The organism is Pseudomonas fildesensis (assembly GCF_001050345.1).
Classification (GTDB): Bacteria; Pseudomonadota; Gammaproteobacteria; order Pseudomonadales; family Pseudomonadaceae; genus Aquipseudomonas; species Aquipseudomonas fildesensis.
In genome coordinates this window covers 56,425-70,809 of the sequence record NZ_LFMW01000004.1, presented here as the reverse complement: position 1 = coordinate 70,809, position 14,385 = coordinate 56,425, and the positions used below count along the sequence as shown (strand labels likewise).

At 60.7% G+C, this 14,385-nt stretch carries 14 protein-coding genes and 1 tRNA gene; 4 read left to right on the top strand and 11 right to left on the bottom strand.

Translation table 11 applies throughout. The features are described from left to right. Positions 1-102: 102 nt before the first annotated feature. A complete protein-coding gene (locus tag ACR52_RS06725) occupies positions 103-1,881 on the top strand; it encodes an acyl-CoA dehydrogenase C-terminal domain-containing protein (RefSeq protein WP_048722132.1) in 1,779 nt (592 codons plus the stop codon). A 241-nt stretch (positions 1,882-2,122) separates the two neighbouring features. Here the strand turns inward: ACR52_RS06725 and ACR52_RS06720 are convergent, their stop codons facing one another. Further along, a complete protein-coding gene (locus tag ACR52_RS06720) occupies positions 2,123-3,022 on the bottom strand; it encodes a LysR family transcriptional regulator (RefSeq protein ID WP_048722130.1) in 900 nt (299 codons plus the stop codon). Between the two features lie 209 nt (positions 3,023-3,231). On the opposite strand from ACR52_RS06720, the gene ACR52_RS06715 reads away from it, so the two are divergent. The 3 genes from ACR52_RS06715 to ACR52_RS29210 all read left to right on the top strand — a co-directional run bounded on the left by ACR52_RS06715 (position 3,232) and on the right by ACR52_RS29210 (position 5,258). Then, positions 3,232-4,500: an aspartate aminotransferase family protein gene (locus ACR52_RS06715; RefSeq protein ID WP_048722128.1), complete on the top strand. Its 1,269-nt coding sequence runs from the start codon at positions 3,232-3,234 to the stop codon at positions 4,498-4,500. Between the two features lie 182 nt (positions 4,501-4,682). Then, positions 4,683-5,003, top strand: a complete 321-nt coding sequence (locus tag ACR52_RS06710; protein WP_048722125.1) for a helix-turn-helix domain-containing protein — start codon at positions 4,683-4,685, stop codon at positions 5,001-5,003. Between the two features lie 96 nt (positions 5,004-5,099). Continuing rightward, a complete protein-coding gene (locus ACR52_RS29210) occupies positions 5,100-5,258 on the top strand; it encodes a YqaE/Pmp3 family membrane protein (protein ID WP_010207008.1) in 159 nt (52 codons plus the stop codon). 5 nt (positions 5,259-5,263) lie between these two features. Here ACR52_RS29210 and pqqE read toward each other — a convergent pair whose 3' ends face one another. From pqqE to ACR52_RS06660, 10 genes are all read right to left on the bottom strand, one after another. Then, a complete protein-coding gene (gene pqqE / locus ACR52_RS06700) occupies positions 5,264-6,445 on the bottom strand; it encodes a pyrroloquinoline quinone biosynthesis protein PqqE (RefSeq protein ID WP_048722119.1) in 1,182 nt (393 codons plus the stop codon). Beyond that, a complete protein-coding gene (gene pqqD / locus ACR52_RS06695; protein ID WP_048722115.1) occupies positions 6,387-6,662 on the bottom strand; it encodes a pyrroloquinoline quinone biosynthesis peptide chaperone PqqD in 276 nt (91 codons plus the stop codon). The genes pqqE and pqqD overlap by 59 nt, the downstream gene beginning before the upstream one ends. Beyond that, entirely contained in the window at positions 6,659-7,411 is a 753-nt protein-coding gene (gene pqqC, locus ACR52_RS06690; RefSeq protein WP_048722112.1) for a pyrroloquinoline-quinone synthase PqqC, read from the bottom strand. Before pqqC ends, pqqD begins: the two co-directional genes overlap by 4 nt. Before the next feature lie 11 nt (positions 7,412-7,422). Beyond that, complete coding sequence (gene pqqB / locus ACR52_RS06685) at positions 7,423-8,334, bottom strand: pyrroloquinoline quinone biosynthesis protein PqqB (protein ID WP_048722109.1); 912 nt, start codon at positions 8,332-8,334, stop codon at positions 7,423-7,425. A gap of 71 nt (positions 8,335-8,405) precedes the next feature. Continuing rightward, complete coding sequence (gene pqqA, locus ACR52_RS29205; protein WP_003194766.1) at positions 8,406-8,480, bottom strand: pyrroloquinoline quinone precursor peptide PqqA; 75 nt, start codon at positions 8,478-8,480, stop codon at positions 8,406-8,408. A gap of 159 nt (positions 8,481-8,639) precedes the next feature. After that, positions 8,640-11,009, bottom strand: coding sequence for a pyrroloquinoline quinone biosynthesis protein PqqF (gene pqqF, locus ACR52_RS06680; RefSeq protein WP_048722106.1), 2,370 nt, complete (start codon positions 11,007-11,009; stop codon positions 8,640-8,642). A 48-nt stretch (positions 11,010-11,057) separates the two neighbouring features. Continuing rightward, entirely contained in the window at positions 11,058-11,852 is a 795-nt protein-coding gene (locus ACR52_RS06675) for a carbon-nitrogen hydrolase family protein (RefSeq protein WP_048722102.1), read from the bottom strand. A 10-nt stretch (positions 11,853-11,862) separates the two neighbouring features. Further along, positions 11,863-13,545, bottom strand: a complete 1,683-nt coding sequence (locus ACR52_RS06670; protein WP_048722991.1) for a flavin monoamine oxidase family protein — start codon at positions 13,543-13,545, stop codon at positions 11,863-11,865. A gap of 166 nt (positions 13,546-13,711) precedes the next feature. Continuing rightward, positions 13,712-14,158, bottom strand: a complete 447-nt coding sequence (locus ACR52_RS06665; protein ID WP_048722099.1) for an Lrp/AsnC family transcriptional regulator — start codon at positions 14,156-14,158, stop codon at positions 13,712-13,714. A 150-nt stretch (positions 14,159-14,308) separates the two neighbouring features. Next, a tRNA-Ile gene (locus ACR52_RS06660) sits at positions 14,309-14,385 on the bottom strand.

Genomic DNA, 14,385 nt, shown 5'->3' with positions numbered 1-14,385 from the left:
AGTCACAAGTGGACCCTATGTGTCTTAAAAGTTGTTCGGGTACACTCGGAGCCTGTAAACCGATCCTGCCGAATCACTTTTCACGTTCTTACGAGGTTTGCCATGGCTGATTACAAAGCGCCGCTGCGTGATATGCGCTTCGTCCTCAACGAAGTTTTTGAGGTCGCCAAACTCTGGGCCCAATTGCCGGCATTGGCAGACACCGTAGACGCCGAAACCGTTGAGGCGATCCTCGAAGAAGCCGGCAAAGTCACCGCCAAATCCATCGCCCCGCTCAGCCGCGGCGGCGATGAACAAGGCTGCCGCTGGGCGGACACTGCAGTCACCACACCGGATGGTTATCCACAGGCCTACAAAACCTACGCGCAAGGCGGCTGGGTCGGTGTCGGTGGTGATCCGCTGTTTGGCGGCATGGGCATGCCCAAGGCGGTGTCGGCCCAGGTCGAAGAGATGATCAACTCGTCGAGCCTGGCGTTCGGCCTGTACCCGATGCTCACCTCCGGCGCCTGCGTGTCGATCAACACCCACGCCAGCGAAGAACTCAAGGCCACGTACCTGCCGAAGATGTACTCCGGTGAATGGGCCGGTTCCATGTGCCTGACCGAAGCGCATGCCGGTACCGACCTGGGGATTATCCGTACCAAGGCCGAGCCACAGGCGGACGGTTCCTACACCATCAGCGGTACCAAAATCTTTATCACCGGTGGCGAACACGACCTCACCGAAAACATCATTCACCTGGTGCTGGCCAAGCTGCCGGACGCCCCGGCCGGTCCCAAGGGCATTTCGTTGTTCCTGGTGCCGAAGTTCATGGTGAATGCCGACGGCAGCGTGGGCGCGCGTAACCCGGTGACCTGCGGCTCCATCGAACACAAGATGGGGATCCAGGCGTCCGCGACGTGCGTGATGAACTTCGACGAAGCCGTAGGTTACCTAGTGGGTGAGCCCAACCGTGGCCTGGCCGCGATGTTCACGATGATGAACTACGAGCGCCTGGGGGTGGGTATTCAGGGCCTGGCGTCCGGCGAGCGTTCGTACCAGAACGCGATTGAATATGCGCGCGACCGCCTGCAAAGCCGCTCTCCAATGGGGGCTCAGGCGAAAGACAAAGTGGCTGACCCGATCATTGTCCACCCGGACGTGCGGCGCATGCTGCTGACCATGAAAGCCTCGAACGAAGGCGGCCGTGCATTCTCCACCTACGTGGCGATGCAGCTCGATACCGCCAAGTTCAGCGAAGACGCCGCTGCCCGCGAGCGTGCAGACAGCCTGGTGGCGCTGCTGACGCCAGTCGCCAAGGCATTTCTCAGCGACCTGGGCCTGGAAACTACCGTGTTGGGCCAGCAAGTATTTGGCGGCCACGGCTACATTCGTGAGTGGGGCCAGGAGCAGTTGGTGCGCGACGTGCGCATCACCCAGATCTACGAAGGCACCAACGGCATTCAGGCGCTGGACTTGATGGGGCGCAAGATCGTCGGCAGCGGCGGCGCGTTCTACACGTTGTTCGCCGACGAGATCCGCCAGTTCATCGCCACGGCGGGCGCCGACTTGGGCGAGTTCACCAAGCCGCTGGGCGCGGCGGTGGATAACCTTGATGAATTGACGGCCTGGGTGCTGGATCGCGCCAAGACCAACCCGAATGAAATCGGCGCAGCTTCGGTGGAGTATCTGCATGCGTTCGGATACATGGCCTATGCGTATATGTGGGCGATGATGGCAAAGGCGGCCTTGGGCAAAGAGGCCGAGGAAGATTTCTACGCGAGCAAGCTGGGCACCGCGCGCTTCTACTTTGCCCGTCTGCTGCCGCGTATTCACTCGTTGAGCGCCTCGGTAAAAGCCGGTAGCGAATCGTTGTTCTTGCTGGATGAATCACTGTTCTAGGGGGTTGAAGGGCGTGTAAGCATTCTCTTACATGACGTGCTGCTATTCGTCCTCTATCGCCAAATTGGATCCACGGATAATCTACTTCACATGGACGTAGCGCAGGAAGCGCAAAGAAACAACACGGACACGTAGGATTCTGCCAGGACGGCGGAGTGAAATGGATGTCAGGGAAACAGTCTGCAAAACCCCGCTTCGGCGGGGTTTTCTTTTGCCCGCGAAAAAGTCAGGGCAGCGAAGTTCAAGGCTGTGTCTGCGGCGCATTCATCACGTCTTCCAGCAGCGTGCGCAGCAGCGCCACCGTCGCCTGCTGGCGCTGAACATCGCGGCACACCAATCCCACTTTCAGCGGCACCCTGGGCTCACTCAAGGGTTTCCAGAGCAGCAACTGGCTGTTGTGTTCATCCTGTGAGCGTCCCGGCAGCACGGTTGCGAGCTTTGTGTGCGGCAGGCTGTCGAGAATCCCCACCATCGTATTCAGCTCCGCTTGCACCTGCGGCCGCCGCCCGAGGTTGGCCAATTGGCCCTGCCAGATCTGCCGCACCTGAAACTCTTCCCCCAGCAGCAACATCGGCAACTCGGCTGCCTGTTTCAGCGAGACTTTCTTGAATTCGCGCAGGGGATGGTCCTCGGGGATGACCACCTTTAACTCATCTTCATACAGCAGCACGCCGTGTAAGCCCGGCTGACGTGGCGGCAGGTAGCTGATGCCGATGTCCAGCGAGCCGTTGAGCAGTCGCCGTTCAATCTCAAGCCCGGTCAATTCGTAGATCTGCACCACCAGGTGCGGCTGGGCCTTGCGCACCCGCTCCAGCATTTGCGGCACCAGGCTGGTGTGCACAGTTTGCAGCACGCCGATGGCCAGGGTACGCATGGCCTGGCCCTTGAAGTTACGCAAGGCTTCGACGGCTTGCTGCATGCCATCGATCAGCGGCAGGGCGTGGTTGTACAGCGTGTGCGCAGCCAGGGTGGGCAGCAGGCGCTTGCTGCTGCGTTCGAACAGGCTCACATCGAGGTTCTGCTCCAGTTGGCGAATCTGCTGTGACAGGGCCGGTTGGGAGATCGACAGGCGCTCGGCAGCACGGCCCACGTGGCCTTCTTCATACACCGCGACGAAATAACGCAGCTGCTTAAAATCCATAAGTTTTTCTTATCGAAAATGCTGGAAAATCGAAATGGCTGTTGGGCCTCGAGACGCCTAGTCTAGCGCCTATCCACAAGGCTTACAGGGCCAGATCGGGCGATGAATAACGATTTTGTTGATGGCGTTTACATAGGCAAGACAAAAAACCTCAAGCCAGGTAATGGTCAGTGTGTCGACCAAGGTCCGGTTGCCATTGGGGCTGACCTGTGAACCTGTTCAATTTGCGTCGCCCGGCAACGAGTCTGGATGACTTGATTCTGGACGCGCCGCGTGATGATCGCTCCAGCGAATGCCTGATGCCCACCGTAGCCCGACCGCCCCAGGTGTTCGTGCGTGGCCAAGGCTCCTGGCTCTGGGACAGCGATGACCGTGCCTACCTGGACTTCAGCCAGGGCAGCGCCGCCAACAGCCTCGGCCACAGCCCGCAGGTATTGATCAACGCTCTGGGCGACCAGGCCCAGGTGCTGATCAATCCCGGTAACGGCCTGCACAACCGCGCCCAACTCAACCTCGTCGACCGCCTGTGCCACCGAACCGGCAGCGACCAGGCCTACCTGCTCAACAGTGGCGCGGAAGCCTGCGAAGCGGCGATCAAGCTGGCGCGCAAGTGGGGCCAACTGCATCGCGGTGGCGCCTATCGCATCATCAGCGCCAGCAGCGGTTGCCATGGCCGCAGCTTTGCGGCGCTGTCGGCCTCTGCTGGCGCCCGTGAAAACCGCTTTGAGCCGCAATTGCCGGGCTTCAGCCATGTGCCCTTCAACGACCTGCCGGCCTTGCACGCAGCGGTCGATGCACAGACCGTTGCCATCATGCTGGAGCCGATCCAGAGCGAAGCCGGCGTGATCCCTGCGACCGAGCACTACCTCAAAGGCGTCGAGCGCCTGTGCCGCGAACTCGGGATCCTGCTGATCCTTGACGAAGTACAAACCGGCCTCGGCCGTTGCGGCACCTTGCTCGCCGAAGAGCAGTACGGCGTACGCGCTGACATCATCACCCTCGGCAAAGGCCTGGGCGGCGGCGTGCCGTTGGCGGCGCTGCTGGCGCGCGGGAAAGCCTGTTGCTTTGAAGTCGGTGAGCTGGAAGGCACCCATCATGGCAATGCGTTGATGGCGTCGGTCGGTGTGGCGGTACTCGACTCAGTGTTGGCGCAGGGCTTCTTCGAGCATGTGCGCGAGTCTGGCTGCTACCTGGCAGAAGGTATCGCCCGCCTGGCTTATCGCTACGAACACGGACAGTTACGCGGCCAGGGTCTGATGTGGGGGCTAACGCTGTCGGATGATTCTGCGGATGCCGTCGTAAAAGCGGCGCTGCACGAAGGCCTGATCCTCAACGCTCCCCAACCCGACTGCCTGCGTTTCACCCCGGCCCTGACAGTGAGCAAAAGCAACATCGACGAAATGCTTCTGCGCCTCGCCCGCGCGTTCTCCCGCGTGCGCACCGCACAACTGCAATGCCGCAAGGGCATCGCCGTTTAACCCCTATTCCTGAACCGTCTCGCGGCATACGCGGCGCCTCCGGCCTGATTATTTCGGCTGGGGGCGTTTTTTTGTCTGTGTAATTTTTGGATTGAAAAAGGACGGAGGTTTTTTGCACGGACCATTTTTTCTATACCACCGAGTGGTATGTTTTTAAGCCGTGGATATCCAGGAAATTCGTCATGACCAAAAAGTATGAAAGTGAAGCGCTTGAATCCATTCACCCATCCGCGCAAGCGCTCTATGCAATTGGCGCAATCAGCAAAACCACTCTTCGTGAGTTCGACGAGGCATGCCTTGCAACGGTCCCGCCGCAAATCCCAGCTGAACAGATCAAGCAGCTACGGGAAATCAATCATGTCAGCCAACCTGTGTTTGCCCGCTACCTGAACACCAGCGCCTCCACGATCAAGCAATGGGAATCGGGTGAAAAGCAACCCAGCGGCATGGCCCTCAAGCTACTGAGCATTGTGCAAAAGCATGGCCTGGAGATTCTGGCCTGAGAGATGGCGAGATGCCGGATCTCACTGAACCCTCACGAACGCCCAAGGTCGATTAGCTACACGGCTCACACGAGCCGATTTTTTGGAGCTGAACCCATGGATATCATTCGCATCATCATCGCCATTCTGCTGCCGCCACTGGGTGTGTTCCTGCAAGTGGGTTTCGCCGGCGCGTTCTGGCTGAATATTTTGCTGACCTTGTGCGGTTACTTCCCGGGCATCATCCACGCCGTGTACATCATCGCCAAGCGCTGATGGCCTCAGCCTTTTGCGATGAGCCGCGAATTGCGCTCATTGCGAAAGGCCAGTTGCTCGATGGTCTGGGTGGCGTGTTCGGCTTCTTCCCGCGCTTGAAGGATGATGCCGTGCTGCTCGGACTTGCTGCACACCGGGTCGGCATTGCTCGCGTCCCCCGTGAGCATGAAGGCCTGGCAGCGGCAGCCGCCGAAGTCTTTTTCCTTCTCGTCGCAGGAACGGCAGGGTTCGGGCATCCAGTCGTAACCGCGAAAGCGGTTGAAACCGAATGAGTCGTACCAGATGTGCTGCATGCTGTGGTCGCGCACGTTGGGAAACTGCACCGGCATCTGTCGGGCGCCATGACAGGGCAGGGCGGTGCCGTCCGGTGTCACCGTCAGAAAGATGCTGCCCCAGCCATTCATACAGGCCTTCGGGCGCTCCTCGTAGTAATCCGGTGTCACGAAGATCAGCTTGCACGGGTGCCCTTCGGCTTCCAGCTTGGCGCGGTATTCGTTGGTGATGCGTTCGGCACGCACCAACTGTTCCCGGGTTGGCAACAACCCCACACGATTGAGCTGCGCCCAGCCGTAGAACTGGCAGGTGGCGAGCTCGACAAAGTCCGCCTCCAGCGCGATGCACAGCTCGATGATGCGGTCGATCTTGTCGATATTGTGCCGATGGGTCACGAAATTCAGCACCATCGGATAGCCATGCGCCTTCACCGCTCGGGCCATTTCGAGCTTTTGCGCGAAGGCTTTTTTCGAGCCGGCCAGCAGGTTGTTCACCTGTTCGTCGCTGGCCTGGAAGCTGATCTGGATATGGTCCAGGCCGGCCTTTTTGAAGTCGCTGATTTTCTGCTCGGTGAGGCCGATGCCGGAGGTGATCAGGTTGGTGTAGAAGCCCAATTTACGGGCTTCGGCGATCAGTTCGGCAAGGTCCTGGCGCACCAGAGGTTCACCGCCGGAAAAGCCCAATTGCGCGGCGCCCATTTCCCGGGCTTCACGAAATACCTTGATCCACTGTTCGGTGCTCAGCTCCTTGCCCTGCTCGGCGAAATCCAACGGGTTAGAGCAATACGGGCACTGCAACGGGCAGCGGTAGGTCAGCTCGGCGAGCAACCACAGCGGCAGGCCGATGGCTGGTTTTTCAGGCAAGGGTGATCCAGTGCTCAGCACGGGCGACCTCCATAAATTGATCGATGTCATCACCCAGCTCAGGCACACCGGGGAATTGCCTGTCCAGCTCGGCGATGATCGCCGCCACATCGCGCTCGCCGTCGATCAAACCACCAATCAACGCGGCGCTGTCGTTGAGCTTGATCATGCCTTCGGGGTAGAGCAGCACGTGGCCTTTTTGCGCAGGCTCGTACTGGTAGCGATAGCCCTGGCGCCAGGTCGGTTTTCTGCTGCGATCAAAGCTCATAGGGTAATTCCTTTATGCCAGACCCGCTGCTCGGTCACGCTGTGATAGGGCGGGCGTTTCAATTCGTAAGCCATACTCATGGCGTCGAGCATGCTCCACAGGATGTCCAGTTTGAACTGGAGAATTTCCAGCATGCGCTCCTGGCCTTCACGGGTGGTGTAGTGCTGCAGCGTGATCGCCATACCGTGTTCCACATCGCGACGAGCCTGGCTCAGGCGCGTGCGGAAATACTCATAGCCGGCGGGGTCGATCCACGGGTAATGCTGCGGCCAGCTGTCGAGGCGTGACTGGTGGATCTGCGGTGCGAACAGTTCGGTCAGGGAGCTGCTGGCGGCTTCTTGCCAACTGGCCCGGCGCGCAAAGTTTACGTACGCATCCACCGCAAAACGTACGCCGGGCAGCACCAGTTCCTGGGAGCGCAGTTGGTCCGGGTCGAGGCCGACCGCCTGGCCCAAACGCAACCAGGCTTCGATGCCGCCGTCTTCACCGGGGGCGCCGTCGTGGTCAAGCAGACGCTGGATCCACTCGCGACGGATTTCGCGGTCCGGGCAGTTGGCCAGGATTGCGGCGTCCTTCAGCGGGATGTTCACCTGATAGTAGAAGCGGTTGGCGACCCAGCCCTGGATCTGCTCGCGGGTGGCGCGGCCTTCGTACATCGCCACGTGGTACGGGTGATGGATATGGTAGAAGGCGCCCTTGGCCCGCAAGGCATGCTCGAATTCGGCGGGCGTCAGCGGTGTGTCAGTCATTTCGGTTGCTCCTACAATTCAATGCTCATGCCGTCGTAAGCCACTTCGACATTGCGTCGCACCAATTCCGCCCGCTCGGGCGAGTCTTCATCGAGGATCGGGTTGGTGTTGTTGATGTGGATGAGCACCTTGCGCTGCTCTGGCAATTGTTCCAGCACTTCGAGCATGCCGCCGGGGCCGTTCTGCGCCAGGTGGCCCATCTCGCGACCGGTGCGGGTGCCCACGCCACGGCGCTGCATCTCATCGTCGTCCCACATCGTGCCGTCCACCAGCAGGCAGTCGCTGCCAGCCATGATCTCCAGCAACGGCGCATCGACCTTGCCCAGGCCCGGTGCGTAGAACAGTTTACCGCCGGTGCGCAGGTCTTCGACGATCAGGCCGATGTTGTCGCCGGGGTGCGGGTCGAATCGGTGCGGCGAATAGGGCGGCGCGGCACTGCGCAGTGGCAGCGGTGTGAAACGCAGGTTGGGGCAGGCCGGGATGGTGAAGCTGGCGTCCAGCTCAATGCGGTTCCAGGCCAGGCCGCCGTTCCAGTGGGTGAGCATGGTGAACAGCGGGAAGCCGCTGCTCAGGTCTTCATGGACCATGTCGGTGCACCACACCTGATGCGGGCAACCTTCGCGCAGGCTCAACAGGCCGGTGGTGTGGTCGATCTGGCTGTCCATCAGGATGATCGCGCTGATGCCCGTATCGCGCAGTGCGCGGCCGGGCTGCATTGGCGCGAAGCCCTGGAGTTGCGCGCGGATATCCGGCGACGCATTGCACAGCACCCAATTCACGCCATCGTCGGAGATCGCGATAGATGACTGGGTGCGCGCGTGGGCTCGCAAGCTGCCGTCGCGAAAACCTGCGCAGTTTACGCAGTTGCAGTTCCATTGCGGGAAGCCGCCGCCGGCGGCGGAACCTAGAATCTGGACAAACATGGCCGCTCCATCAAGCAAAGCTCAAAACAAAAACGCCCCGGGCGAGCCGAGGCGTTGTATTACCCAGCTGATCAGCGGCTGGCGAAGTACATGGTGACTTCGAAACCGATGCGCAGATCAGTGTAAGCAGGTTTGGACCAAGTCATATTCTTACTCCTACGAAGGGATGGGACGTTTACTACCAAGTAATACATATAGTCCACCTCCAGTCGGAGATGTTCAGATGTGTGCGTGGGAATGTTACGCAATTCTTTTCAAGTTAGCGCTGTCTTGGTGGAAAAAGCCTTTTGCAGGGACGGCAATGATCAGCTTGCCGTTTGCCAGAAATCGTTGATAGGTGGGCCGTTGGCCACGCAGCGCCAGCCGCCGGACGCGTCCTGCAACCGCTGGACGGCATGCTGCAGATCCTTCGGCGTAAGGCTCTGGATCGCCTGTTGCAGCCGCGCGAGATAATCCGACGGATGGCCCGCCACATGCGCGTGCCAAAGCAACTCGGCGGCTTGGGCGACGGGCAGCCCTTGCGCGGCGAACTGTTGCGCCAAAGGCAGGTTACCCAGGTCTTCGCTGTTGTCGATCAACGCGGGCAATTGCTCGAAAAAGGTTCGAAGGTGATCAACGATCCCCTCGAGGGAAACGCTGGGGGATTGCACGCCAAACATCAGGCCGGTTTGCCCGCTGATTTGTCGGACACCGCTGAACACGGCGTAGCCCAACTGCAACTCGACGCGCAGGCGTTGGTAGAAGGGGCCTTGGAGCAGATGCCCGAGCAGTCGCCATGCCGCTTCATCGTCCAGGGACTGGCTGGGTGCCGGGCAAAACAGCAGCAAGGCGGCTTCGTCGGAATCGGTTTTTACTTCATGCCACACGCGCTGGCCGCTGAGGCCTGGCAATTTAAATTCGAGGGTTGCGGGCTGCCCAGGCAGGCGGACAGCCGCTGCCTTGATCGCTGCTTCACAGGTAACTGGCAGGCCCAGCCCGAAGCCTTGCCAGCGTGCGGTGGCCCACGAGACGGGCTCCTCGCGGGTCTCGGGGTTGGTGCCGGCGCAGCAAGCTGGCAGCGCCTTGAGCAAGGCCCGGATGGCAATCACGGGGAGGGGGGGCGGAGGCGCTTCTTGCGGCTGATTGAGGCTATGCGCTAACGCTTCCAGCACGGCCGGCATCGGTTCGTGCAGCCCGATCATTTTCACCCGCCAGTCTTTGCCGATAACTTCAAAAGACAATTCGACGCCCGCCTGACGGGCATCCTCACGCAAGGGTTGCAGGCTGTTCTCCAGACCGGCGCAGGCATCGGATTCAAATCGCCAGTGCAGGTACAGCGCGCCTTCATCGCCATCATCCGCCAACGCCTGGCTGAACGTCAGCGCAGGCAGCTCCCGCCGGCCCCGTGAGCGGTCTTGGGCAAAGGTACGCAGGCCGCGGTGTGCGCTGGTCTGGCCACGAATCAGGCCGGCTCGTTCTTCCTTGGCCGGTGGGCGCAGGAACGGGTTGTTCGGCGGCAGTTGCCAAGTGTGCTGCGATGGCTGCAGGTGCAGCGAATCAAGCATCGCCTTGAGGCCCGTGACAGCGTGTTCCGACAGGTCTTCGCTGTCATTGCGCGCCAATGCCAGTGCTCCCAGGATTTGTTGTTGGCGGGCGTTCAACAGGGCGAGTTCTTCGCGCAAGGGTGTCCAGTCGCTGTGTGCGAAAAAACTCAGCCAGTCGTGCAGCAATGTCCCGATCTGTGTCGCCGAATCGCTGTGGGCCTCGACGGTAAAGTCGATATCCAGCACCGCTTGCCCGGCGAAGTGGTACAGCACAGATGCATGCAGTGCAGTGGCCAGCTGTCGCGTTTTCAGTTCAGCGAGTAACCCGCCCGTTGCCGGCGCGTTGAGCCACAGACAGAGAAAGTCCAGCGCCTCGCGCGGTGCGTCACAGGTGATGACGTGGTGCAGGTGGTCTTTATCGACGTGCTGATAGCGCCGTGCCGTGCCGGTCATCAATGCAGGTGGCGCATCCTGTGGGCGCAGAGGGCCCGAGGTCAGTTCCTCGCTGAAGCGCTGCGCCAAGGCTTCCAGTTCTGCCAATGACTGCGGCCCGGCAAGGCTCAGGGTCATTTGCCCGCCTTGATAGAAATGCGCATGAAATGCCTGCAACGCTTGTTGAAATGCCTCACGCTCAACCGGCAGGCTGTCGCGATTGCCCGCATGAAATCCCCGCAGCGGATGATCGGCCGCCAACCCCTCCAGCAACGCCACGTGTTGTTGGGCCTTGGCATCCTGGGACCAGGCGACAAACTCCGCGTGCAGCACTTCGCGCTCGCGCAATTGGTCTTCAAGCGTCAGGCGCGGATGAGTCAGCATGTCCGCCAACCGCTCCAGTCCATCACCAAAGGTCGACACCGGCAGTTCAAAGAAGAACTCCGTGGTGCGCTCGCGGGTGCTGGCGTTGACTTGGCCACCGTGGCGTTGCACGTAGGCCATCAGCCCTTCGCCCGTGGGGAAACGTTCGGTACCCAGAAACAACAGGTGTTCCAGAAAGTGCGCCAGCCCCGGCCAGGTCAAGGGCACGTCATGGCTGCCCGCAGCTACCCGCAAAACAGCGGCGCAACGCTTTAAACGCGGCGCATGGCGCAGGGAAACCCGCAGGCCATTGGCCAGGGTCAGATGAAGGTGATGAGGGTGGGCCGGCGCAGGCATGGGCACTTCCGAAACGTAGGAAGTGCCTATGCTAGCAAACCCGATAGATCAGGGCTTGTGCAGTGCGCCGTACAGTTCGGGGCGGCGGTCTTGCAGGTAGTGATTCGCGGCCCGCGCGTCGAGGATCGATTGGCGATCCAGTGTGCCGACGATCAAGGCTTCATCCAGACCGGCCTGGGCAATTCGCTGGCCATTTGGCGCGGCAATGCTGCTTTGCCCGCAGTACTGGATTTCATCTTCGTGCCCGCAATAGTTGGCGTAGGCCACGTAGCACTGGTTCTCAAAGGCCCGCGCACGCACGGTGACGTCGGCGACAAAGTCGAACGGCACCATATTGGCGGTGGGCACCAGGATCAGCTCGGCACCGGCCAGGGCCAGGCGCCGGGTGTTTTCCGGGAACTCCAGGTCGTAGCAAATCAGGAAACCCAGCTTCCAACCGTTGAGCTCCACCAGCGGAAAGTCATCCTCCCCGGTACTGAACATCGAGTGATCCAGGTCGCCAAACAAATGCGTCTTGCGGTAGTTGCAGAGGCGCTGACCGTGGGCGTCGATCAACTGTATGGCGTTGTAAATCTGCCCGTCCTCTGCCCGCTCCGGGTAGCCATAGACAATCGCCAGCCCGGTGTTTTTCGCGATTTCGGCAATGGCTTGCGCAGAGTCGCCATCCTGCGCTTCGGCCAAGGCACCGACGGCTTCAGCACCGATGTTGTAGCCGGTGAGGAACATCTCCGGCAGCACTAGCACATCAGCGTCGGAGGCCTCATGTGCGAGTTGGTGCAGGCGCGTGAGGTTACCGGCCACATCCAGCGGCAGCGGCGGGCATTGGTACAGGGCAACACGCATGGTCATCTCCTTACTCGGCCAGGGCGATCGGCCCGAGTTCATCGAACACATCGCCTGGCCCAGGGTTCTCCGGGTGGGTGCTGCCACCGAAGTGGGTCATGATGCCCCACACCGCGTTCAGCGAAGTTTGCACCGCGCCCTCCACCCAGGCGGGGGTCCAGGACACGTCGTCACCGGCGATAAAAATCCCGCGTTGTTCGGCGGGCATGTCCTTCTGCATGAAGTGTGCATACATCCGCTGGTTGTAGCGATAGTGGCCGGGCAACGCGCCTTTGAAGGCCCCGAGGAAATGCGGGTCGGCTTCCCACGACACGGTGATCGGGTCGCCGATGATGCGCGCCTTGATATCGACCTTCGGGTAGATCTTGTTCAGTGCGTCGAGGGCCAGTTTCACCCGTTTATCGATGGGCTGCGGGAGCATTTTCAGCGCGTCGCTCATCCACGAGTACGACAGGCAGATCACGCCGGGCTTGTCGTCGCCGTTGTCGAAGAGGTAAGTGCCACGGGTCAGGCGATCGGTGAGGGTCATGCTCATCAGGTCGCGACCGGTCTCTGGGTCTTTGTCCTTCCAAAACGGGCGGTCGACCATCACGAAGGTCTTTGACGATTGCATGTAGCGCGTGCGGTCCAGGGCCATCCACATCTTTTGCGAGAACAGGGTTTCGTCGCACTCGATCTGGGTGGTCAGCAACCAACTTTGGCAGGTGGTCAGCACGGCGGCGTATTCGCGGGTGTCGCCATAGTTGTCGGTCACCGCGAAACGGCCACCGGCGGCGTGGGCAATGCGCTTGACCCCGGCCCGTGGCGCGCCGCTGTGCAACGAACTGAGGCTGGTGCCGGCCGGCCAGTGGGCGCAGCGCTCCGGCACATGACGCCAGATGCCCATTGGCACCTGCGCCACGCCGCCGACCACCAGGTGTTGGTGGTCGTCGCAGTTGGTCATCACCACGCGGAAAATTTCCAGCATCGAGTTGGGGAAATCCGAGTCCCAGCCGCCGGTGCCGAAACCGACCTGGCCAAACACTTCGCGGTGATGGAACGACAGCTTGGCGAAGGCCTTGGACGTAGCAACGAAGTCGTAGAAGGTGCGGTCGTCCCACAACGGCACCAGCTTGTTCCACAGCGCTTTGAGGCGTGGTACGTCGCGGTCACGGATGGCTTGCTGGATATCACCGAACTGCGAGCCGGCCTCCAGGGCATCAGCCCAGGCGTCAGCCACTTCCTGGAACAGTGCAGGAAGATCGGAGAGTTTTTGTGCGTAGTGGGTCTGACCTTCCAGGTCGATCACCGTGCTGCCTGAGGCTGGCGTCAGCGGGTTGGGGAAGGGTTTGGTTTCCAGGCCCAGCTTGTCCACATAGTGATAGAACGCGGTGGACGACACCGGGAAACGCATGCCGCCCAACTCGGCGATGATGCCCTCGGCGCCTTCAAACGCCTGGGAGCGCAGGCGGCCGCCCATTTTCGAGGCTTCATACACCACGGGTTTAAGGCCCAGTTTCATCAGCTCGTAAGCCGCGACCAGCCCGGCGATCCCGGCGCCGACGATTGCCACTTCGGCGCCCAGGTTGGCCGCGGGAATACTGCCCAGGCCGGCCGGGTGCTCGATCCAGTCATCAAAGGCGAACGGGAAGTCCGGGCCAAAGATGGTGATGGGTTTTTTACCGTCTGCAGGGTGGCGATTGGTTTTGCTGATGGTGCTGGACGGAATGCTCATGGCTGACCTTACTGACGACTCGGCGGGATGTGCCCGTTGAGTATAGGAAAAGATGGCAGCCAGTTTAGGGAGCGTAGCGCTCGTTAATAAGACGCAAAGTGTCGTCGGATTGGATTGGTTTCAGTCAATATGACGAAGTAACTGGTCAGATAGGTTGTCCGCGATCCAATTTGTTACTGAGGATGATCGAGGTGGTTGTTTTTTCCACGCCGTCGACGCTGCCGATCTGGTCCAGCAGTTGGTCCAGTTGCTCCGGCGAATCGGTGCGCAGCCAGGCCACGTAATCGAACTCGCCGCTCACCGCGCACAACTGTTGCACCTGCGCCATGGCGCTCAGCCTGCGCAGCACCTCTTTGCCCGAGCGGGGTTGCACGGTGATCCCCACATACGCCTGCAAACCGCCATCCGCCACACGTTGGCCCAAGCGTACGCCGTAACCGGTGATCACCTGGGTTTTCTCCAAACGCGCCAGACGCGACGTGACTGTAGTGCGCGCGATACCCAACTGCCGGGCGAGCATGGCCACACTTTCGCGGGCGTTGATCTGCAGCGCGGCGATCAGTTGGCGATCGATTTCATCGAGGGCGGGCAAGGGCTACTCCGGTACAGGCGGTGATGGGGGCATGTTACAGGTTTGCGTTGGCGACGAGGGTGTGGACGTTTTGTGGACGCCCTTATCGTTTTATTGGGCGGGAGTAATACGCCAGATACACAAAAGCCGCGCAATGCGCGGCTTTCAAGTTGGTGGGCCCAGTAGGACTCGAACCTACGACCAAGGGATTATGAGTCCCCTGCTCTAACCAACTGAGCTATAGGCCC

What these genes read in the sequence shown, in the direction of transcription:
- ACR52_RS06725 (WP_048722132.1), top strand. Translation starts at nt 103, where the DNA reads ATGGCTGATTACAAAGCGCCGCTGCGTGATATGCGCTTCGTCCTCAAC.
- ACR52_RS06720 (WP_048722130.1), bottom strand. Translation starts at nt 3,022, where the DNA reads ATGGATTTTAAGCAGCTGCGTTATTTCGTCGCGGTGTATGAAGAAGGC.
- ACR52_RS06710 (WP_048722125.1), top strand. Translation starts at nt 4,683, where the DNA reads ATGACCAAAAAGTATGAAAGTGAAGCGCTTGAATCCATTCACCCATCC.
- ACR52_RS29210 (WP_010207008.1), top strand. Translation starts at nt 5,100, where the DNA reads ATGGATATCATTCGCATCATCATCGCCATTCTGCTGCCGCCACTGGGT.
- pqqE (WP_048722119.1), bottom strand. Translation starts at nt 6,445, where the DNA reads ATGACATCGATCAATTTATGGAGGTCGCCCGTGCTGAGCACTGGATCA.
- pqqD (WP_048722115.1), bottom strand. Translation starts at nt 6,662, where the DNA reads ATGAGCTTTGATCGCAGCAGAAAACCGACCTGGCGCCAGGGCTATCGC.
- pqqC (WP_048722112.1), bottom strand. Translation starts at nt 7,411, where the DNA reads ATGACTGACACACCGCTGACGCCCGCCGAATTCGAGCATGCCTTGCGG.
- pqqB (WP_048722109.1), bottom strand. Translation starts at nt 8,334, where the DNA reads ATGTTTGTCCAGATTCTAGGTTCCGCCGCCGGCGGCGGCTTCCCGCAA.
- pqqF (WP_048722106.1), bottom strand. Translation starts at nt 11,009, where the DNA reads ATGCCTGCGCCGGCCCACCCTCATCACCTTCATCTGACCCTGGCCAAT.
- ACR52_RS06675 (WP_048722102.1), bottom strand. Translation starts at nt 11,852, where the DNA reads ATGCGTGTTGCCCTGTACCAATGCCCGCCGCTGCCGCTGGATGTGGCC.